Origin of the sequence: Sutcliffiella tianshenii (assembly GCF_016908565.1) — a bacterium.
GTDB lineage: Bacteria > Bacillota > Bacilli > Bacillales > Bacillaceae_I > Sutcliffiella_A > Sutcliffiella_A tianshenii.
Map to the genome: position 1 here is coordinate 149,118 of NZ_JAFBED010000005.1, position 18,368 is coordinate 167,485.

Sequence of the window (18,368 nt, forward strand, 5' to 3'; positions counted from 1 at the left end):
CCCCTCTAGTGCATTGCTTTATCTATGTTAGCGAAATGTTGGTTTTATGACAGGTGAAGGTTCCCCTTCCTGTTTTGTCTGTGGATTGTATGGAACCACATAATAGGAAGGCACAGAGAAGATATTGATCATTTCCATCTCATAGGTCCCTTTTCCAGTTATCTCATCTACAAGTGTAGCCTTCTTGTCCTCTAGGGAGTAGATTCGGTAGACTACCCTCTCATCATCCGATGCCGGCCAATGCAGGATCGTAGTGAACAGGCCGAATGGACGGAATGTCAGCGATGCTTTCAGTTCATCGACTTCTGGAAGGATGATCGGTTCTTCAAGATCTGTGACACCGGTTGGAACGGCAAACATCCCTTCATCCAATCCTGATTCCCTGACTATGTCCTTGAAAAGCCTTGTAGGGAATGCTCCGCCTCCTGTCAGATACTGATCTTTTGTCGTCACATCATAGCCCATCCATACCGTCCCTACGATATCCGGGGTATACCCGACAAACCAGGTATCCTTGATGGCACCTTCGACATGCGGATAATTGGTGGTCCCTGTTTTCCCCGCCAGGTCCCCTTTTATCGATCCTGCCTGGGCAGTCCCCTGCTCGACTACCCCCTCGAGCATCCTTGTCATCGTCCAGGCAGTCTGAGAGCTGAAGACATGCTTCTCTTTCAGTTTAGCCTTTGCGATGACTTCCCCGTTCCTGCTTTTTATTTCCTTGATGAAGTAAGGCTCCACAATTTTACCCCCGCTCCCGAAATTGCGGTAGGCTTTTGTCAATTCCAGTGGAGTGACCCCTTCCTTCAGACCTCCAAGCGCGATGGCCAATCCGTTATCCGGGACGGAGAGGTCCATTCTATCAAGATATTCTTTACTCTTTTTTATCCCCAGTTCATTTAAGGCCCAAACTGCCGGTGCATTTAGTGAATCCCTAAGCGCATCATACATCGTCACCTGTCCCAGATACTTATGATGATAGTTTCTTGGTTCATAGTTGTCATAGGATAGAAGCTTGTCCGTTAAAAGGCTGTAAGGCTCAAACTTCTTTTCCTCAAGTGCGGGTGCATAGACAGCGAGGGGCTTAAAAGTGGATCCTGGCTGCCTTTTGATGGAAACACGATTGATGCCCTGCGTGACATAATGCCTACCACCCATCACCGCAAGCACTCCTCCTGACTTCTGATTCATCAGGACAAAGGAGCCTTCCACATTTTCAGGCTTTCCTGGAAAATACTCATCCTTTTGGAACAGCTCATAGGCGGCGTCCTGTGCTGCAACGTTCATCGGTACAGTAATCGAGTACCCACCACGATGCAGCTCCTCATTGGTGAGGCCATAACGGGTTTCAGCCTCCTCCACCACCATATCGATATAAGTAAGATATGCCTGTTTTTCCGTTGGCTCCACAATGTCGATACCTAATGTCCTTCCTTGCAACGCAACAGCTTCCTCCGCTTCGAGATATCCATGCTGATGCATAAGCTCCAGCACCAGATCTCTTCTGTTCTTTGCTTCCTCGGGATTATTGATGGGGGAATAGCTGCCAGGGGCCTTTGGCAGTGCTGCCAGCATCGCCCCTTGCTCCAAAGTGAGATCTTTTGCGCTTTTATTGAAATAAAACTTGGATGCAGCTTCCACCCCGTAAGCCCCGTGCCCGAAATAGATTTGATTCAAATACATTTCAAGGATCTCATCCTTTGTATAACGCCTCTCCAGATTAATGGCGATGACCGCTTCCTTCGTTTTTCGGAGCCATGACTTCTCATTAGTCAGAAAGATATTCTTCGCCAGTTGCTGCGTTAAGGTGCTTCCCCCTTCCGCCTTGCTCCTTGTCACCACATCACGGTAGACCGCCCGCCCAATGGCCCTGACATCGATGCCGCGATGCTCATAAAACCTTTTATCCTCGACCGCAACAAATGCTTGCTGGACATGCTTTGGTATATCATCAATCGTTACAATTTCACGATTTTCAAAAAACAGCTTTGTAATCGGCTTTCCTTCTTCATCCACAAGCGTGGTAGTGGAGTCCATAATGAGCTTCGTGTCATCTATGACATAGTTTCCTGCCAGGATGATCCCGATATAACCTATCAAACTGAACAGCATGGCACATGCCACTATCAATGGAAACAGAATATATTTTTTTTTGATATGCTTTGCGAAAAGTTTTAACTCTTTCCAATTCTTTTTCTTTGCAGCTCTTCCGATGATGTTTACCTCCTTATAAAAAGCGGTAATAATAGGTAAGACCATTTTGCTCGGGCAAACCTTCTGAAGGTGTCCGGGCATACTTTTTCTTATATAATTGCAGGTAAAGAGTAAGCTAAAAACGTCCAGGTACTATTTTAACTTATTCTGGTGAATCTTTCTTGCATTTACCTTATTTTGTTATAAGAAACCGTTAATTAAACATGAGGAGAGATGAAAAATGAACTTTTATATGACATTTGGAACAGCCGGGTTCCTAGAGGACCTGCGCGAGGGGATACATGATGGGGAATTATTATTGATGCATGGGAATGATAACGCAGTTCTGATGCATGAAACAACAGAACAGTCGAGTTTCAATTCAGGCAATAAATATGAAGTGATAGATTCTTCAGGCGAGCTTAGAAAGGGAAAATTCGCAGTCCTGAACAACATCCCTGTATCAGATGAAGGTCGCCCCGTTTTTGAATACCGTTTCAACCAGCGGGCAAGATTGATTGAGGATGAAGCAGGCTTTGCCGCGATCAGGGTTCTGCGTCCGGTAGGTTCTGATACTTACGTGATCCTTACGCTCTGGGAAGACGTCAAATACTTTACCCAATGGCAGGAGTCCAAGGCCTATGATAAAGCGCATGAAAAACGCGGGACATCTGAAGGAATCGACCAAAATCAGCAAGTATTCCCACGTCCTTCCTATGTCACCACCTACCATGTGCAGATGCCTACCGAAACCGAATAGACAAGAAAAAGGACCGTGGATCCGGTCCTTTTTCATGCCCATCATTTTTTCTCTTTTCCCCTTAATATACCATGCCTGTTTGCATAAATGGCCGCTTGCGTCCTATCTGCCACATCCAGCTTGCTTAGGATGTTGCTGACATGTGTTTTGACGGTTTTCACTCCGATAAACAGCTCATCACTGATTTCCTGATTCGTCAATCCATCCCCTAGACACATCAGGACCTCTATTTCCCGATCAGTCAATTCATCGTGCGGAAGTCTAGCTGGCGTTCGGAACCTGTTCATCATTTTGCTTGCCACCTTAGGTTCGATCACTGGCTCATTTCTGACAGCCTTCTCGATTGCGAGTATGATATCCTCTGCTCTTGCCGTTTTCAATAGATAGCTATATGCACCTGCTTCTATCGCCGGAAAAACCTGTTCATCATCATAATAGCTTGTAATGATGATAATCTTGCAGTTTGGATGAAATTTCACTATTTCACGTGTGGCATCAATCCCCGTGCCGTCCTCCATCAAAAGATCCATCAGCATGACATCCGGCATTTCCTTTCTTGCCAATTCGATGGCAGCCTTGCCGCTCGCCCCTTCTCCAACGATTTCTATGCCTGGCTCTGTTACCAGGTAAGCCAACAAGCCCTTACGGACCATATCATGATCGTCCACCACAGCAACTCTGATCTTATCCATTTAGCTATCCTCCCCTCTTATCGGAATATAGATTTCTATATGCGTGCCTTCCCCTTTTTTCGAACGGACCGTAAATTCCCCGCCAATCTCCTCACAACGCTCCTTCATATTCGATAGGCCATAGGAGGATTGCTTCTGGTGGTTCACTTCAAACCCTTTTCCGTTATCACTAATAAATATGTATACATACTGATCTTCCTTTTGATGCATATCCATTTTTACAATCGATGCATCCGCATGCCGAAGGATATTGGAGAGTGCTTCCTGGACAATCCGGAACAAATGATCCTCCGTGGCATTGCTCAAGGATGAGATTTCTTTTATATCATGCTGGAATGTAATCGGGGTCCTTTCCTCCAATTCTTCAAGGAGCTTATGTATTCCCACGCACAATGTATCGTTCGTCAAGGAAACCGGGCGCAAATGCAAAAGCAGTGCCCTCATCTCCCCTTGTGCCTGGGCAGCGATACCTGCAATATCCTTCAGCTGCTTTTTGGATTCATCCGGGTACTGCTCAAACATCCTGATTGCAGCAGAGGACATGATGCTTAAGGCGAATAGCTGCTGACTGACGGAATCATGCAATTCCCTGGCAAGCCTTTGTCTTTCTTCGATGGTCGCTGCATTATGCGCCTTCATTGCAAGCTGATTTTTCTCTTCCGCAAGCTTTTGGAGCGATCGGACCTGGCTTTGGAATTTATTAGCCAGCTGATTGATATCCTCAGTCAATCTTCCCAGCTCATCCTTTTCGGCTACAATGATCCTTTCGGAAAATTTCCCGCGGCCGAGTGTCGCTATGAAGGTTGATATGTCCTCCACCCTCTTTTTCAGATAACTGCTCTGCTTATAGCCGATATATATGCTTGTACCTACTGAAATCAGGAAGCTCAAGACAGTCATCCAGATCGAAATGGAAACCGTGATTTCAAAATCGTGAATGAAAAGGACCAGTAATTGCAGCGAAATGAAAAATAAGGAGCAGGAAATCGTCGCCACCGTCACAAATGAGCGAATCAGCCAAAAACGCAAACTGTTGATCTTTTTATCTTGTTTAGATTCGGTCAATTCGCACATCCCCTATTTTCAGATCAAGTTCAATATCCAGTTTTCTGGTCGCACTCTCATAATTCGGTGATTCATAGGAAACCCTGCACTTTTTACCTTGGGATGATTCATCAAATACCCTGATCTTCCCGATCTTCACAGATGATTCGATTCGAATCGGCAGGTCATCCGGAATCAGCATCTTCAAATCCGCGACCACTCCCTTTATTCGAATCTTCGTTTCCTTGTCTGGAATATAGGCTTTTGAAAAATCAAAGTAATAATCCCCGACCACCGTTTTCAATGTCAATGGCTCGACAGCCCAGTTCGGCTTATTCATTTTCAGCTCGCCGATTGTAATGACTTTCTTTTGATGGGTTGGGTCTTCCTTCTCCTCATTTGAAATATCGATGTCTTCATCCTTTGAAAATAGATCAAAATCATAATCACCCTTGGTGACGGTAATTTTCACAGGGCGCTTTTTGGTAAATAACTGAAGTCCGAAATAAATGAACAGAAGCGGCCAAAGCTTCCAGACCATTCCAAATTCAAATACCAGGTAACCAAGTCGATCCATCAAGAGCAAAGAACCAAATACGACAAGCACAAGGCTGATGAAGAGTAATTTTTTCCCGTATAGAACGGATTCGATGAGCCACTTCAATCCCAGCAACACGATGATGACAGGATAAAACGTGACAAAATACTCTTTTATTTCCAAGGAAATGACTCCTAAATTGACAAGAAGCAACATGATTCCTGTAAGGACCAATAAAATTGCGATTATTTTTTGATTGAACGTTTTCATGATGATGCTCTTCTCCCCCCTATACCTAATTAGACAATCTCCTCGAAAAATCCTTTTAATCTACTATCAGTTTACTAAAATCCGAGGGGGTAAAAACCGACCTCCAGTTAGTATCTTTATCCGTCTTGAGGCGGAAATCAAAAAAGAACAGCGTGCCCTAAGGCTTCACTGCTCTTTTTTGAAAAAAGGAATGCAACCCTTCATATGCAATGACACCGAGAAGCAGACAGATATAACCAGCTGCATAGCCTGCAAACACGTCGGAAGGATAGTGATAGTTAAGAAAGATCCTACTCGTCCCAAGCAACAGGATGAATATGATGCCGGAGATGAGGATGACCAACCGTTTCCCACTTGATTTTGTATAGGTCAAAACCAGGTATAGGAGCAGCCCATAGAAAAAGAGCCCTACCATTGCATGGCCACTCGGAAAACTCAGGCTTTCGGCACCCGGTCCGGTCATCGGGCGCTCTCTCCCGGTATAATCCTTCAGCCATTTGTTCAATTCATTGACCAGGATAACTCCCCCAATGATCGTTCCCATCGCTATATAATCCCTTTTTATCCACCAGATCAGTGCCACTGCAATAAGCATGATTGTGATGACACCAGGCTTATCGCCAAGTGTGGTAAAGAGATGAAAGAATCCCACAAGCCATTCCGCTTCCAAGCCGTTGACAGTCTCCCGGATTGCTCCATCAAAACCTATTATCTTCTCATTGACTATCTGTTGAAAGGACCAGAAGAAAAACAGCCCACATAACAGAAAGATAGCACTCCTGCTCCAAACTCTATATTTGATTGTAACTTGTTCCCTTTGTACTTTTTCCGCTTGCATTCTATCTCCTCCAACTTACTTTCTACCTATCTATCATACATGAATTTTGAAAAATATGACTATTCTTTTTCTGTTAAATCATATAGAATACTAGAAAACCAATATTTATTTCGAAAGGGGAAACATTATGCTGAAAAAATTGAATGAGCTGTTAGAAGAACATTATGATGAAATGGTAGAAATAAGACGTTATTTGCATCAATTCCCAGAGGTATCCTTCAAAGAGTTTCACACGGCAACGTACATAGCCGACTTTTACAAGGATCTCGGCATCCCCGTTACGATGAATGTCGGCGGAAACGGTTTGGTTGCAAAGATAAATGGGGCACTCCCGGGCAAGACTGTTGCATTGCGTGCTGACTTTGATGCGCTTCCGATACAGGATGAAAAAGAAGTGGAATACAAATCAAAGGTTCCGGGAGTGATGCATGCATGTGGGCATGACGGCCACACAGCCACCCTTCTCATATTGGCAAAATGCCTGAACAAGCTCCGTGATCAATTGGCCGGCAACGTGGTCCTGATCCATCAGCATGCTGAGGAATATGCTCCAGGCGGCGCAATCGCCATGATCCAGGATGGCTGCCTGGAAGGTGTGGACGTGATTTTCGGCACTCATTTATGGGCAGGTGTTCCCGTTGGTACCATCCAATATCGTGTAGGTCCGGTCATGGCCGCCGCTGACCGTTTCTCCATCAAGATTCAAGGCTCTGGTGGACATGGTGCCCAGCCGCACAAAACCAAGGACGCCATTGTGACCGGCTCACAGCTAGTCATGAACCTGCAGCAGATTGTCAGCCGCAGAGTCAACCCGGTCGATCCTGCCGTCATTTCCGTAGGGACCTTCGTCGCGGAGAATGCCTTCAATGTCATTGCCGATTCTGCACAGCTCATCGGCACAGTCCGGACCTTCAACGATGATGTCCGTGACCAGATCGAAAAAGAAATCGACACCGTTACAGCCGCTACTTGCGCGCTGAACGATTCGACATATGAATATACATTTGATCGCGGCTATCCAGCTGTCGTCAATCATAAAGAGGAAACTGAATTTCTCGTAGAGATTGCCAAACAGATTCCGGAGGTCGGAGCTGTGGAGGAAACAGAGCCGCATATGGGCGGGGAGGATTATGCTTATTACCTTCGCCATGTGAAAGGTACATTCTTCTTTACAGGGGCGAAACCGGAAGGCGTGGAAGTTGCCTATCCGCATCATCATCCTAAGTTTGATATCAATGAAAAATCCATGTTGATTGCAGCCAAAACCCTTGGCTCAGCAACTGTCCAATATCAAAATCAGTCGCAGAAGTCCCTCGTACAGCCCCATCAGGCATAGTCAAAAAGCACCGAACTTCAATCGAAGTCCGGTGCTTTTTACATGATTCCCTTATCTTTCAAATATCTCATCCGGTAACAATTGACCGCTGTTTTACCAAGATGATCTAGGAAATTGTAATTCGCATATGCGCCGACAATCGCCCCAAAACCGGGAATCATCTGCAGCATCTTGATAAGATCGATATAATCCCTGTATTCCTGTTGGAAAGTCTGCCAATCCAATTCAGTGATATCTTCTTTGTTCTTTTCCCACTCCTCCAAGTAGCCTAGCACATGCCTGCGATGGTCTTCCCCCGAAAATGCCAACTGGAAAATATAAAGGATATATACCCTTTCCTCATACTCTTTCACATTGTACCCATATATGGATGCAACTTCGAAAAGGAACTTCATTTTGATCGAGAGCAAAAGCGGGAAGTCCGCCAGTCCCAACAAGATGCCGCCAGCCCCTGTTCCCGCGCCTTCTACAGCTGCGGTCCTTTTGTAGAAATCCAACTTTTCCTGCACCAGTTTTTCTTTCTCTTCCAAGGAAAGATAGTTGATGCCCTCCCTATTTTTAGTAGTAATATTACTTCCCACCAATGTTGCCTGAACCATCTTTTTTATACTCTCACGCATCACCGCATGGACTTTCTCCGGGATCATGCTATTCACTTTGTTCTGCGCACCCTTGGAAATCCGTTGGAACATCGTTGATTTTTTTTGCAGCTGGAGCTTCCATTTTGTGACTTCGTCCAGCATTTTTTGTTCATACATGGGACACACTCCTCTAGTCATGTTCTTAATATATACGCTGGTTTTTGTTGTATGTTTCATTGATGATGAGCTTTTTACTTTGGGAAGCGGCTAGAAAAGCTCATCACAACCCTGATGATGGGCTTTTTACACCGGGAAGCGGGTAGAAAAGCTCTTCATAACCTCGATGATGAGCTTTTTACAATAAAAATCATGTTAAAAAGCCCTTCATTAGCGCCAACCACCACACACGTAAAAATAAAAAGCACGCAAACGCCAATACGCTTACGTGCTCCCCATTTACAACTTTGCAATTTTATTCTTCACTGCCGTATTCACATAAATGTAAGCAAACAGGACGCCACCAACCAATACGATGGCCACTTCCATCCAGGATGCCACAATTGCAACAAGGACGCTTAATATCACAGATTGCACAACTAAAATCCCGGTCAGCATTTTCAAAAATGCCCGCCGCCTATCCTCTTCCTTGACAGGATAGATGGACAGCCATAGCTTGTTGTAATGATGGCGCCACATCGGTACGAGCTGGAATGCTGTCAGATAAAGGACGAACAGCGGCGCAAGATAGGTCGCATATCCAACAGGCAGTAACAACAGGAACACACCGCCGATTATCAAGAGCCTCAGGAATAAACCGAAGTAGTCACCTGAACGAAGAAACGTCCGCAAGTAAAGATAGTGAAAGCTTTGATTCTGTTGATACTTTACCAAGGAAAGCACAGCATCCAGCCATCTTCTTCTCTTTACTTTCTCCTTCAGTCCCGGAACATCCACAAACAGGTTTGCCACACGATAGAATAGCTGCATCCTTTTTGTCTCATTTTCGATCAGGTACTCCCATTTCCAATTCAGCTTTGAGGTTGCTTTTTGAAAATAAAGGAGCAATAACGCCATAATCAGGAGCACAAGCCCCATAAACAGGTAGTCTGCGCGGGAAAAAACGAGATACAGTAAGGCAAAATTCAGGAAAAACCTGATCCACCAATCAGCCAGACGCGCTTTATTATCCGTGTAAAAGCTTATCAGCCAAGCTATCCAAAGGTTCCAGGCTTTCAATCCGATCAACAAGATCAAGATTCCCACGACAGTCTGCATGCCCGCTCCTGTAAGTGTGACAAACAAGGGAACAGATATCCCGAAAACGAGGAGAAGGAAATAACTCTCAAGGACGATTGAAAACCTGAATGATTTCTTTATGTATGGCCCAAGCTTTGCTTCAAGCGGAAGCAGAAAGACTATATCCGGATCTTTTAAAAATGTATGGATGCTCCCTCTTGTCAATAGAAGTGCAAGAAGCGCCCCCATAAGCGGGGCATATGGGAAATCCTTCGGGACGACCTCAAGCCAATTCTGGTAGGCAAGTGCGAGTCCGCTAAGCAGAAAAATCATGACAATGACCAGATGATCATTGAACATATACCGCAAATATTTTCGGGTATCCTTTATATATTGACTGAACCTGGTTTTCCACAGCTGTTCGACATTAAACATTGTTTTCTTCCTTTGTCAGCTGGATATATAGATCATCCAAGGAGGCATGCGGCATACCGAATTGCTGCCTCAGTTCAGCCAGTGTGCCCTTCGCCCTCACTTCCCCCTCATGCAGGATAACAAAGGAATCGCAATATCTCTCCGCCGTTGCAAGGATATGTGTGGACATAAGGATACCCGCACCGCTTTTCTTCGCCTTGTCCATGATTTCAAGCAAGGAGTGGATTGCAAGCGGATCCAACCCCACAAACGGTTCATCCACGATATAAAGCTTCGGTTCAATCAGGAACGCAGCCAAAATCATGACCTTCTGCTTCATCCCTTTAGAAAAATGGGCAGGAAACCACTTCAGCCGCTTCTCCATGCGGAACTCCTTCAATAAAGGATGCAGACGCGCCTCAAATGTTTCCTTCGAAAGGCCATAAGCCATCGCAGTCAGCTCCAAGTGCTCGTAAAGCGTCAGCTCATCATACAGTATCGGGGTCTCCGGTATGAAGGTAAAAGTGGACCGATATTTGGTCGTGTCTTCCTGGATGGAGATACCATCTATCTTGATGGACCCCTTCTTCGGTTCCATCGTTCCAATCACATGCTTGATCGTCGTACTCTTCCCGGCCCCATTCAGCCCGATCAATCCAACCAGTTCATTTCTCTTCACATTAAACGAAATATCCTTCAACACGGCCTGATTCGTATAACCGCCAGTCAACCCGCTAATCTCCAACAAATCTAAACTCACCAACACCCCATCCTTTCACAATCCACTAAAGCAATATTAATATGTACTACATAAAAAGGGAAAATCCTGCCGGGGTCTGGCCCCAAATTTTTTTGCCCCAAATTTTTATATTTATAAAATTTACCATAACATATTTTCGCGGAAAGTGCGCATCATATGTAAGGAAGGGGAACGGGGGGCAAGAAACAAGCCTTTAGGTTAACTTTATGAGATGAGGTGGCTGTCCAAGACAGTTGTGCTTGACTCAAAAAAAGTTAAATTAATGTTTTCTCGTCGTTGTGGGACTTAACCGGCTACAACAAATCGATCATCATGAACTCCTACGATGATTAAGAATGAGGTGTTTACGGGCGACGCTTTACTGTAAAGTAGTGTATCCGTGAGTAATTCATCTTGAAAATGAGGTGTTCGTCAAAGACTATTTAGTCGATAATCCAAGTTACTCAAGTTGTGAAACCAAGTAACAAGGGGATGGTTGTTTTGAACAGGAAAGCTGACCATTAGACACATTTTTAAAAACAGATGAGGTGTTTATCAAACACAGTTTATTTGTAAGCTAAAAATGCTGTTTGTAGGCTTCTCCTAATTCTGACAGAGAAGCTTGTTGCCCCCTTCCCTTTCTTTAAAGCAGAGGCCTTGCGCTTCTGCTTTTTATTTTTGCATGGATTATGCAACGTGTCCAAAACATGGTAAAATGAGAAAAAATCAATGAGGTGATTTTGATGCATGATTGTATTTTTTGCAAAATTATCAATGGGGATATCCCTAGTGCAAAGGTATATGAGGATGAGCATGTTTACGCATTCCTGGACATCAGTCAGGTAACGAAGGGACATACTCTGGTAATACCTAAAGTACATAAGGAAAATATTTATGAGCTTACTCCCGAGATTGCATCCAATCTGTTCAAGGTGGTACCGAAAATCGCCAAGTCCATCGAGTCACAGTTTGAACCGATCGGCTTGAACCTCCTGAATAACAATGGTGAGGCTGCTGGACAATCGGTGTTCCATTACCACATGCATATTCTGCCACGCTACGGTAAAGGCGACGGCTTCGGTGCGGTATGGAAATCCAATCAAAGTGACTACACAACCTCCGACCTTTTGGAAATTTCTTCTAAAATCGCTGAGGGAATTAAATAAGATCAATAGCGAGAGAGCTGTCCGAAACGTTGGGCAGCTTTTTATATTGTAGGTAAGTTATTGTTATTAGCGGGGCAGATTTGTAAGTGGATGATGGACGTTTTGCATGCCTTGACACCTCAAAAGGGTCATCCACTCGATGATGACCCTTTCCCATGCCCTCCCACCTCAAAAGGGTCTTCATAAGCTCGATGATGGACGTTTCCCACGCCTCGCCACCCCAAAAGGGTCTTCATAAGCCCGATGATAGACGTTTCCCACGCCTCCACACCTCAAAAGGGTCTTCATCCACTCGATGATGACCGTTTCCCATGCCCTCCCACCTCAAAAGGGTCTTCATAAGCTCGATGATGACCGTTTCCCACGCCTCCCCACCCCAAAAGGCCCTTCATCACACCTACCAAAAACCCCCCTCTTCCCCTCACCCTTTTACATAACCACAAAAAACATGGTATGCTTGTTGTCATGCGTTCATTTTTTTTCAAATCCAAATCCAACGAACGCATACAAGAATAATGGAGTTGATAGCATGAGTAAGAGCAAAGGCGGAGGAACTGGCCGGGGTACGGGAAAAAAAGGCTGGAATCGCTGGAAAGCCGGCGCCAATAAGGCAAAAAGCGCAAAGCCCTATAAGAGCAAGGGTGTTAAGCACGGAAACAAGGACAATTCTGACACTTCCGATACATGATAGATGCCATTACAGTGCTAGCTCAAAAGCGATAGCACTGTATTTTTATTTAAACGAGCGATTCATTTCCCCGATACTGGCTATCTTCTCGAGCGGCTTCCAGTCCGCGTGATCAAATTCACATGCATGCTTTTTAAGGAAAAGCTCCACTTGTTCCCTGAACGCGAAATCCCATCTCAATAAATGTATGAATTCCTCTCTTGTTCCCATAAAGTCGATCTTCTCCCTTACCTCATTCAGCATATCTGCCTGCCAGATGGCCGGAAGCGGACTGGTTCCAGGGATATCAGGAAACCGGATCATTTGCCCTTCCCATAACAATGCTTCCGGGACAAAGTAAGCATATACCTTTTCGAAAACCTCACCTGATTCCAGGACCATTTTTTGTCCGCTATGCTCTCTGAGCTCGTAGCCCTTTTCTGTTGCGTTTATCAGTTCAAGCTGTTTTTTATCCATAAAAGTGATCCAGACCTCGGTTGTCGCTCCCTCCATAGGCGCTATTACCCCTGGCAGAGAGCCATAAGGTGCAAGGAAAGGGCCATACACAATTTCCGAGTCAATAATTGCCCCCTTTATACAAAGCATGAAGTCATCAACAGAAGGACGGAGATTGAATTTATATCGGAGCTGCGCCAGACAGACATTCGATCCATATGCCACAACTGGGACTTTCTCCTTCAGCATTCCGTCCCCTAGGAAATCTGACACCTTCCTCGTCTCAAAGCTATTGAAGGCAAGGCTGCCAAGAATATGATCGCTATTGGATAGATGGACAACCTGGTGCTCAAGAGGCAATCCTTTGATTGCCTCGATCCGGTGCGCTTTCCCCTGCCAGAAGACAAAAGAGGAATGCGGTCGTGGTCCGGGATATATATCTGGATGGTCGTAAGGACTCAGATCAAATGGTTTATTATCTCTATACATAGTTAGATCTCCTTCATTTTCAAAATCTTTTATGTATTCTAACATAATTCGTGGTAGGATATATATTAATCTTTGAACCAATGCCAAGGAGGAGCCTTCCATGAAACAAGTGTTCAATTTCAATGCCGGGCCTGCAGCATTACCAAAAGAAGTGTTGCAGAAGGCGCAAGTGGAACTATTAAACTATCAAGAGTCAGGTCTTTCCGTGATGGAACTCAGTCATCGGAGCATGTTGTACGAAAACATCCAGAATCATGCCACAGAACGACTCCGGAAACTGATGAATATCCCGGCTGACTATGACATCCTTTACATGCAAGGTGGTGCCAGCCTTCAATTTTCTGCCGTTCCCATGAATTTTCTTACAGAAGGCAAGACCGCCAATTACTGCCTGAGTGGTTCCTGGTCCGAAAAGGCGCTGAAAGAGGCGAAGAAAATCGGCCGCACCCACATTGCATCCTCCTCAAAGGAGGAAAACTATTCCCACATACCAGAACATCTGGAACTATCAGAAAACCCTGCATATCTCCATATTACCAGCAATAATACCATCTTCGGTACACAGTGGAAAACAACACCAGAGCTCGATGCCGAAGTCCCGTTGATTGCCGATATGTCGAGTGACATTCTAAGCAGGACGATCCCGGTTGAAAAATATTCTCTTATATATGCCGGGGCCCAAAAGAATCTGGGTCCATCAGGTGTGACCGTAGTCATTGTGAAGAAAGAGTTGCTAAAGCGTTGTCCAGACCACCTTCCAACTATGCTAAACTATCAGACCTTTGCCAAGAATGGCAGTTTATACAACACTCCGCCGACCTTCTCCATCTACATGTTGTCCCTTGTACTGGATTGGGTAGCAGATCAGGGGGGAGTGGCACAAATCGAAGCCATGAATGCAGAAAAGGCTGAACTCATCTATCATGTAATCGATTCCAGTGACAGCTTTTACAAAGGTCCTGCACAACCAGGTAGCCGCTCTAACATGAATGTTACTTTCACGTTGCCAACAGATGAGCTGACAAAGAAATTCCTTTACGAGGCAAGCGAACACGGCTTTATCGGTCTCTCCGGACATCGCATGATAGGGGGCTGCCGGGCTTCCATCTATAATGCTGTACCACTTGCCCATTGTGAGAGACTGGCTCAGTTCATGACGGATTTCCGTACCAATTTTATGTAATAAAGAGCATTCCCCTTCCCAAACACGGGAATAATTTGTATAATGAACTCTATAATCCGCATCAGACAACGAGTGTACTGATGGGGTTATAAAAAAATGAGTAGTAGAGATGAGGAGAGTTGAGAAATGAATACAAAAACGTTAGTTGCTCTATCTTTAATGGTGGGAATCGGTGCGGTATTACATACCGTAGTTCCAGGAGTCATCCTTGGCATGAAGCCTGATCTTGGCTTGACCATGATGTTCCTTGCGATCATGTTGTTCCCGGAAAAGAAAAATGTATTGCTTGTCGGAATCGTTTCAGGAATGATTTCCGCTTTGACCACAGGCTTTCCTGGTGGTCAGATTCCAAATATCATAGACAAACCCATCACAGCATTTTTATTTTTCTTCCTGCTTCTAGCAGTGAAAAAGATCAACAAACCTTTGGTGAAAGCTGGTGTGTTGACTGCGATTGGTACCTTGATTTCAGGCACTATCTTCCTATCTTCCGCACTGATGCTAGTCGGATTGCCTGGAGGGGAATCTTTCACATTTTTCCTAGTGACGGCCATATTACCGGCGACAGCCTTGAATACCGTGCTGATGGTAGTCATTTATCCAATTGTGACCTCCATTGCCAAGAGATCAAATATTATAGCTACTGCTTAAACAACAGAGGGGATGCTCCAAATGGAGACATCCCCTCTTTTTGATTTTTCACGAAATCCATAGCGCCAGCAGCGCCAACAAAAAAACTGCCCCGCCGCCCCCGCAAATGACCAGGCCTTTTTGCTGCAATACTCTCTTGGGCGGGTACACACCGGCTCTTTGGGATGCAAGGAAATAATTCATTCCTCCCAACAATAGCAAGATGCTTATGGTGAACAATCCAAATGTTATCCCAGCCATATAACTGCCGCCCCCTTTCTTCATATGTATGCACATCCTCCTTGGCTTATGTACATGTTCTCCTCTCCTGACCCGCGATAAATATTTTTATCGTAACTCGTAAAGAATAAAAAGGAATTTTTCATTAAATGTTGAATTATATAATAATCTTAGGGTATTGAACTATACTTACATAATTTTAATAACGAGGTGATTTTAATGAATGGCAAATCATTCATCTATGGTGTAATTATTGGCGGCGCAGTTGCAGGAGTGTCCACTTTGCTTACCACTCCGACATCAGGAGAGAAAATGCGAAACCGCCTGCGATCCACACAAAGGAAAATCCAATTGAGTATAAATGAGCTTAAAGACGAGGCAATGGGAATAAAAGATCAGGTTTCTCAAGCAGTGGAAGAAAGCAAGACTGTCGTCACCACCCTCTCGAACGATTTGAAAACATCTGTCGAGCTCTGGCAGAATTCCATCAAACCCCATCAGGATTCTATTCAGCAGAGCATCGCGCTTGTGGAGAAGGAATTGGAAAAATTAGAAAGAAATCTAGGTAAAAAAGCGGAGTGACGAAAAAATTTTAATTTTTTGTAAATTTTGACCTTTATTAATTATTATTTTATTGTCATAATAGATAGTAATATATTAGAAAAAAGTAGGTGAGTTTGTGAATACACAGAACGGTCAGTATTCATTAAAAGAAGCTATGCTGTTTAGCCAGCGTGTCGCCCAGCTAAGTAAAGCGCTTTGGAAAACAATCGAGAAGGATTGGCAGGCTTGGATCAAGCCCTATGATTTAAATATCAATGAACATCATATCTTATGGATTGCCTATCATCTGAAAGGTGCAAGCATTTCAGAGATTGCTAAATTCGGGGTGATGCATGTATCTACGGCTTTCAACTTTTCGAAAAAGCTGGAAGAACGTGAATTACTGCAATTCTCAAAAAAAGAGAATGATAAGAGGAACACTTACATTGAATTAACGGATAAAGGGGAAAAAATCCTCCTGGATCTAATGGAAAGCTATGATCCTAGTAAAAATTCGGTTTTCAGCGGGGCATTGCCTATGCATGATTTGTATGGGAAATTCCCAGAGTTATTGGATGTGATGTGTGTGATCCGCAATATTTACGGAGAGGATTTCATGAAAATCTTCGAACGCTCTTTCAATAATATCGAAGAGGACTTTGTGGAAATCGATGGCAGACTTTCCAAAAAAGAAGAAGCTGCAGAGATAAATGAAAGCGTTACTTCTTCTTAATAAGGAGCTTCAAAAAGGCATCCATAAGTGATTCATACATCCCTTGGGATTTCATGGCATGTATTGTTTTTTCCAAAGGCAGTTCATGATGTAACTTATGATGAAACTCAGTAAGAAGCGGAGCGAATGTCACAAACCCTTCCGCTTTTTGCTTTTCCATCTCTATGCTCAATCTTTCACAAATACTCATGAGTTGCCTGACGTCTTCCCTTCCGATATTATGCTGGACTACAAGTGCATCAAAAGGAAATCGATCCATGTTAATCTGTTTTAATAATAGTTCCATATGGTATTCCAACTTCGCCAATCTTTCTTCCATACTACTCATTTTCTTCTTCCTTTTTATCATCATTTCCCTCTATTTTACCCTATAACTTGCCGCTTACCAATATTTAGATTCCCTTCTTTTAAAATAAGTGAAAAACACCTATTGCTTTTCAATACAAAAAGGCGTACAGTAATTGAGTAATTTGAACTTGCAATAACGGAAGGTGAATCAACCATGAACTGCTGGAAATCCATTAATATCGTTAAACAATATGGACTCCATCGCATAACGCTCGTTTCTTTTATAATAGCATTACTTTCATTTATCTTGTTGTTTTTATCTTTTAGCCTCGTCTTCCATGACATAACGGTTTCATCCAACTATTTTGGTTGGTTCTGCCTATCATCAGCTTCCATGTTTACCATGCATAAGCTTTGTCATGCTTTGCCGCTGCTTGCTACGAGAAACCAAGTGAAGTTCCGCTGGAGATGGAAAAGCTTTATGCCTTATATGAATATAAAAACAAAAAAACCTTTTTCAAAATACCAATCATACATTGTATTTTTGTCACCATTCATTATCATTACGACTTCGATGCTAATACTTACATGTATATTCCCAAGCTATTATCATTATTTTGCGATGCTTGCCTCATTGAATATCGGCTTGTGTTTTCCGGACTTCCTTTATGTCAAACACATCCAGGCAGCACCGAACGCATGTCAGATTGAAGAACTGGAAAGTGGTTATGATATTTTGATAAGAAATGAGACCGAAGTCGCTTCCTAACATATATTAGGAGGCTTTTTCTTATTTCTGTAAAAGTTTTGGAACGTCTAGGTATCTTTTTTACTCAAACTTTGGTAATGTATTATGTATAACTGGAAGCCAAAGGAGGGATCTTATATGGCTATCTTATTTATCGTGGTGGCTGTATTTATACTCTTCTACATAAACAAATTAACCAATGCATTGTGTGTTCAGAAGGAAATCCCCGAGGAACGACAACCAAAAGTTTTCCGGACCATCAATGTACTCATTACCATTCTTTTAATTTCTTCTTATGTAGATATCCTGTTAAAATCTCTGTAACTAGTCATCCCGCATTCTACCAGCAAGTGATCAAAGCTGCATCTCCTTTTCATGGGGATGCTTTTTAATTCCAATAACAAATAGCAAAGGGTGGGGAAATGCTTCCCCACCCTTTCTGGTTATATTAGTATAACCAAGCTGCACCTACGATTACTAGTAAAATGAATAGTACTACGATTAAAGCGAATCCGCCTGAGTGTCCACCTGACATCTTATTTCCTCCTTTTTTTTTAAAAGTTAAACCTCCAGTAATGGATATCCTC

Annotated in this window: 22 protein-coding genes; 10 read left to right on the plus strand and 12 right to left on the minus strand. The window is 43.7% G+C overall.

The window, feature by feature from the left end; translation table 11 throughout:
- Window positions 1-27: 27 nt before the first annotated feature.
- Complete coding sequence (locus JOC95_RS12650) at window positions 28-2,109, minus strand: transglycosylase domain-containing protein (protein ID WP_204417293.1); 2,082 nt, start codon at window positions 2,107-2,109, stop codon at window positions 28-30.
- 322 nt (window positions 2,110-2,431) lie between these two features.
- Between JOC95_RS12650 and JOC95_RS12655 the strand changes: the two genes are divergently transcribed.
- Window positions 2,432-2,950: an antibiotic biosynthesis monooxygenase family protein gene (locus tag JOC95_RS12655; RefSeq protein ID WP_204416765.1), complete on the plus strand. Its 519-nt coding sequence runs from the start codon at window positions 2,432-2,434 to the stop codon at window positions 2,948-2,950.
- A gap of 41 nt (window positions 2,951-2,991) precedes the next feature.
- On the opposite strand, the gene JOC95_RS12660 is transcribed toward JOC95_RS12655, so the two are convergent.
- From JOC95_RS12660 to JOC95_RS12675, 4 genes are all read right to left on the minus strand, one after another.
- Window positions 2,992-3,642 (minus strand): response regulator transcription factor, encoded by a 651-nt coding sequence (locus tag JOC95_RS12660; RefSeq protein ID WP_204416767.1) that lies wholly within the window; start codon window positions 3,640-3,642, stop codon window positions 2,992-2,994.
- A complete protein-coding gene (locus JOC95_RS12665) occupies window positions 3,643-4,707 on the minus strand; it encodes a sensor histidine kinase (RefSeq protein ID WP_239582882.1) in 1,065 nt (354 codons plus the stop codon).
- On the minus strand, window positions 4,694-5,494 hold the full coding sequence (liaF, locus tag JOC95_RS12670; RefSeq protein WP_204416771.1) for a cell wall-active antibiotics response protein LiaF: 801 nt from the start codon (window positions 5,492-5,494) through the stop codon (window positions 4,694-4,696). The genes JOC95_RS12665 and liaF overlap by 14 nt, the downstream gene beginning before the upstream one ends.
- A 157-nt stretch (window positions 5,495-5,651) precedes the next feature.
- Complete coding sequence (locus JOC95_RS12675; RefSeq protein WP_204416773.1) at window positions 5,652-6,332, minus strand: phosphatase PAP2 family protein; 681 nt, start codon at window positions 6,330-6,332, stop codon at window positions 5,652-5,654.
- 127 nt (window positions 6,333-6,459) lie between these two features.
- Between JOC95_RS12675 and JOC95_RS12680 the strand changes: the two genes are divergently transcribed.
- Window positions 6,460-7,668: a M20 family metallopeptidase gene (locus tag JOC95_RS12680; RefSeq protein WP_204416775.1), complete on the plus strand. Its 1,209-nt coding sequence runs from the start codon at window positions 6,460-6,462 to the stop codon at window positions 7,666-7,668.
- 38 nt (window positions 7,669-7,706) lie between these two features.
- Here JOC95_RS12680 and JOC95_RS12685 read toward each other — a convergent pair whose 3' ends face one another.
- From JOC95_RS12685 to JOC95_RS12695, 3 genes are all read right to left on the minus strand, one after another.
- A complete protein-coding gene (locus tag JOC95_RS12685; protein WP_204416777.1) occupies window positions 7,707-8,426 on the minus strand; it encodes an EcsC family protein in 720 nt (239 codons plus the stop codon).
- Between the two features lie 279 nt (window positions 8,427-8,705).
- Entirely contained in the window at window positions 8,706-9,920 is a 1,215-nt protein-coding gene (locus JOC95_RS12690) for an ABC transporter permease (protein WP_204416780.1), read from the minus strand.
- The gene (locus tag JOC95_RS12695; protein WP_338083100.1) at window positions 9,913-10,644 is read right to left on the minus strand and encodes an ABC transporter ATP-binding protein; all 732 of its coding nucleotides are present in this window, start codon (window positions 10,642-10,644) and stop codon (window positions 9,913-9,915) included. The genes JOC95_RS12690 and JOC95_RS12695 overlap by 8 nt, the downstream gene beginning before the upstream one ends.
- A gap of 737 nt (window positions 10,645-11,381) precedes the next feature.
- On the opposite strand from JOC95_RS12695, the gene JOC95_RS12700 reads away from it, so the two are divergent.
- Both JOC95_RS12700 and JOC95_RS12705 read left to right on the plus strand, forming a co-directional pair.
- A complete protein-coding gene (locus tag JOC95_RS12700) occupies window positions 11,382-11,804 on the plus strand; it encodes an HIT family protein (protein ID WP_204416784.1) in 423 nt (140 codons plus the stop codon).
- A 529-nt stretch (window positions 11,805-12,333) separates the two neighbouring features.
- Complete coding sequence (locus JOC95_RS12705; protein ID WP_204416786.1) at window positions 12,334-12,492, plus strand: DUF3934 family protein; 159 nt, start codon at window positions 12,334-12,336, stop codon at window positions 12,490-12,492.
- Window positions 12,493-12,537: 45 nt separating this feature from the next.
- Here the strand turns inward: JOC95_RS12705 and JOC95_RS12710 are convergent, their stop codons facing one another.
- On the minus strand, window positions 12,538-13,416 hold the full coding sequence (locus JOC95_RS12710) for a hypothetical protein (protein ID WP_204416788.1): 879 nt from the start codon (window positions 13,414-13,416) through the stop codon (window positions 12,538-12,540).
- Between the two features lie 100 nt (window positions 13,417-13,516).
- Between JOC95_RS12710 and serC the strand changes: the two genes are divergently transcribed.
- Together serC and JOC95_RS12720 are read left to right on the plus strand one after the other, a co-directional pair.
- On the plus strand, window positions 13,517-14,599 hold the full coding sequence (gene serC / locus JOC95_RS12715) for a 3-phosphoserine/phosphohydroxythreonine transaminase (protein ID WP_204416790.1): 1,083 nt from the start codon (window positions 13,517-13,519) through the stop codon (window positions 14,597-14,599).
- 126 nt (window positions 14,600-14,725) lie between these two features.
- On the plus strand, window positions 14,726-15,250 hold the full coding sequence (locus JOC95_RS12720; protein WP_204416792.1) for a tryptophan transporter: 525 nt from the start codon (window positions 14,726-14,728) through the stop codon (window positions 15,248-15,250).
- Window positions 15,251-15,298: 48 nt separating this feature from the next.
- On the opposite strand, the gene JOC95_RS12725 is transcribed toward JOC95_RS12720, so the two are convergent.
- On the minus strand, window positions 15,299-15,490 hold the full coding sequence (locus JOC95_RS12725; protein WP_204416794.1) for a membrane protein YhzF: 192 nt from the start codon (window positions 15,488-15,490) through the stop codon (window positions 15,299-15,301).
- Between the two features lie 198 nt (window positions 15,491-15,688).
- Between JOC95_RS12725 and JOC95_RS12730 the strand changes: the two genes are divergently transcribed.
- Both JOC95_RS12730 and JOC95_RS12735 read left to right on the plus strand, forming a co-directional pair.
- Window positions 15,689-16,051, plus strand: coding sequence for a YtxH domain-containing protein (locus tag JOC95_RS12730; RefSeq protein WP_204416796.1), 363 nt, complete (start codon window positions 15,689-15,691; stop codon window positions 16,049-16,051).
- 97 nt (window positions 16,052-16,148) lie between these two features.
- Window positions 16,149-16,745 carry an HTH-type transcriptional regulator Hpr gene (locus tag JOC95_RS12735; protein ID WP_204416798.1) on the plus strand — a complete coding sequence of 199 codons (597 nt, stop codon included), beginning with the start codon at window positions 16,149-16,151 and terminating at the stop codon, window positions 16,743-16,745.
- Here the strand turns inward: JOC95_RS12735 and JOC95_RS12740 are convergent.
- Window positions 16,732-17,073: a DUF1878 family protein gene (locus JOC95_RS12740; protein ID WP_204416800.1), complete on the minus strand. Its 342-nt coding sequence runs from the start codon at window positions 17,071-17,073 to the stop codon at window positions 16,732-16,734. The genes JOC95_RS12735 and JOC95_RS12740 overlap by 14 nt on opposite strands.
- A 174-nt stretch (window positions 17,074-17,247) precedes the next feature.
- Here JOC95_RS12740 and JOC95_RS12745 point away from each other — a divergent pair, with 174 nt between their 5' ends.
- A complete protein-coding gene (locus JOC95_RS12745; RefSeq protein WP_204416802.1) occupies window positions 17,248-17,802 on the plus strand; it encodes a DUF3267 domain-containing protein in 555 nt (184 codons plus the stop codon).
- A gap of 117 nt (window positions 17,803-17,919) precedes the next feature.
- On the plus strand, window positions 17,920-18,105 hold the full coding sequence (locus JOC95_RS12750; RefSeq protein ID WP_078381556.1) for a hypothetical protein: 186 nt from the start codon (window positions 17,920-17,922) through the stop codon (window positions 18,103-18,105).
- A gap of 124 nt (window positions 18,106-18,229) precedes the next feature.
- On the opposite strand, the gene JOC95_RS12755 is transcribed toward JOC95_RS12750, so the two are convergent.
- Complete coding sequence (locus JOC95_RS12755) at window positions 18,230-18,316, minus strand: YjcZ family sporulation protein (protein WP_082153634.1); 87 nt, start codon at window positions 18,314-18,316, stop codon at window positions 18,230-18,232.
- Window positions 18,317-18,368 lie beyond the last annotated feature (52 nt).

What these genes read in the sequence shown, in the direction of transcription:
- JOC95_RS12685 (WP_204416777.1), bottom strand. Translation starts at nt 8,426, where the DNA reads ATGTATGAACAAAAAATGCTGGACGAAGTCACAAAATGGAAGCTCCAG.
- serC (WP_204416790.1), top strand. Translation starts at nt 13,517, where the DNA reads ATGAAACAAGTGTTCAATTTCAATGCCGGGCCTGCAGCATTACCAAAA.
- JOC95_RS12755 (WP_082153634.1), bottom strand. Translation starts at nt 18,316, where the DNA reads ATGTCAGGTGGACACTCAGGCGGATTCGCTTTAATCGTAGTACTATTC.
- JOC95_RS12710 (WP_204416788.1), bottom strand. Translation starts at nt 13,416, where the DNA reads ATGTATAGAGATAATAAACCATTTGATCTGAGTCCTTACGACCATCCA.
- JOC95_RS12650 (WP_204417293.1), bottom strand. Translation starts at nt 2,109, where the DNA reads ATGCTGTTCAGTTTGATAGGTTATATCGGGATCATCCTGGCAGGAAAC.
- JOC95_RS12700 (WP_204416784.1), top strand. Translation starts at nt 11,382, where the DNA reads ATGCATGATTGTATTTTTTGCAAAATTATCAATGGGGATATCCCTAGT.
- JOC95_RS12690 (WP_204416780.1), bottom strand. Translation starts at nt 9,920, where the DNA reads ATGTTTAATGTCGAACAGCTGTGGAAAACCAGGTTCAGTCAATATATA.
- JOC95_RS12705 (WP_204416786.1), top strand. Translation starts at nt 12,334, where the DNA reads ATGAGTAAGAGCAAAGGCGGAGGAACTGGCCGGGGTACGGGAAAAAAA.
- JOC95_RS12750 (WP_078381556.1), top strand. Translation starts at nt 17,920, where the DNA reads ATGGCTATCTTATTTATCGTGGTGGCTGTATTTATACTCTTCTACATA.
- JOC95_RS12720 (WP_204416792.1), top strand. Translation starts at nt 14,726, where the DNA reads ATGAATACAAAAACGTTAGTTGCTCTATCTTTAATGGTGGGAATCGGT.
- JOC95_RS12745 (WP_204416802.1), top strand. Translation starts at nt 17,248, where the DNA reads ATGAACTGCTGGAAATCCATTAATATCGTTAAACAATATGGACTCCAT.
- JOC95_RS12660 (WP_204416767.1), bottom strand. Translation starts at nt 3,642, where the DNA reads ATGGATAAGATCAGAGTTGCTGTGGTGGACGATCATGATATGGTCCGT.
- liaF (WP_204416771.1), bottom strand. Translation starts at nt 5,494, where the DNA reads ATGAAAACGTTCAATCAAAAAATAATCGCAATTTTATTGGTCCTTACA.
- JOC95_RS12680 (WP_204416775.1), top strand. Translation starts at nt 6,460, where the DNA reads ATGCTGAAAAAATTGAATGAGCTGTTAGAAGAACATTATGATGAAATG.
- JOC95_RS12725 (WP_204416794.1), bottom strand. Translation starts at nt 15,490, where the DNA reads ATGGCTGGGATAACATTTGGATTGTTCACCATAAGCATCTTGCTATTG.
- JOC95_RS12675 (WP_204416773.1), bottom strand. Translation starts at nt 6,332, where the DNA reads ATGCAAGCGGAAAAAGTACAAAGGGAACAAGTTACAATCAAATATAGA.
- JOC95_RS12730 (WP_204416796.1), top strand. Translation starts at nt 15,689, where the DNA reads ATGAATGGCAAATCATTCATCTATGGTGTAATTATTGGCGGCGCAGTT.
- JOC95_RS12740 (WP_204416800.1), bottom strand. Translation starts at nt 17,073, where the DNA reads ATGAGTAGTATGGAAGAAAGATTGGCGAAGTTGGAATACCATATGGAA.
- JOC95_RS12655 (WP_204416765.1), top strand. Translation starts at nt 2,432, where the DNA reads ATGAACTTTTATATGACATTTGGAACAGCCGGGTTCCTAGAGGACCTG.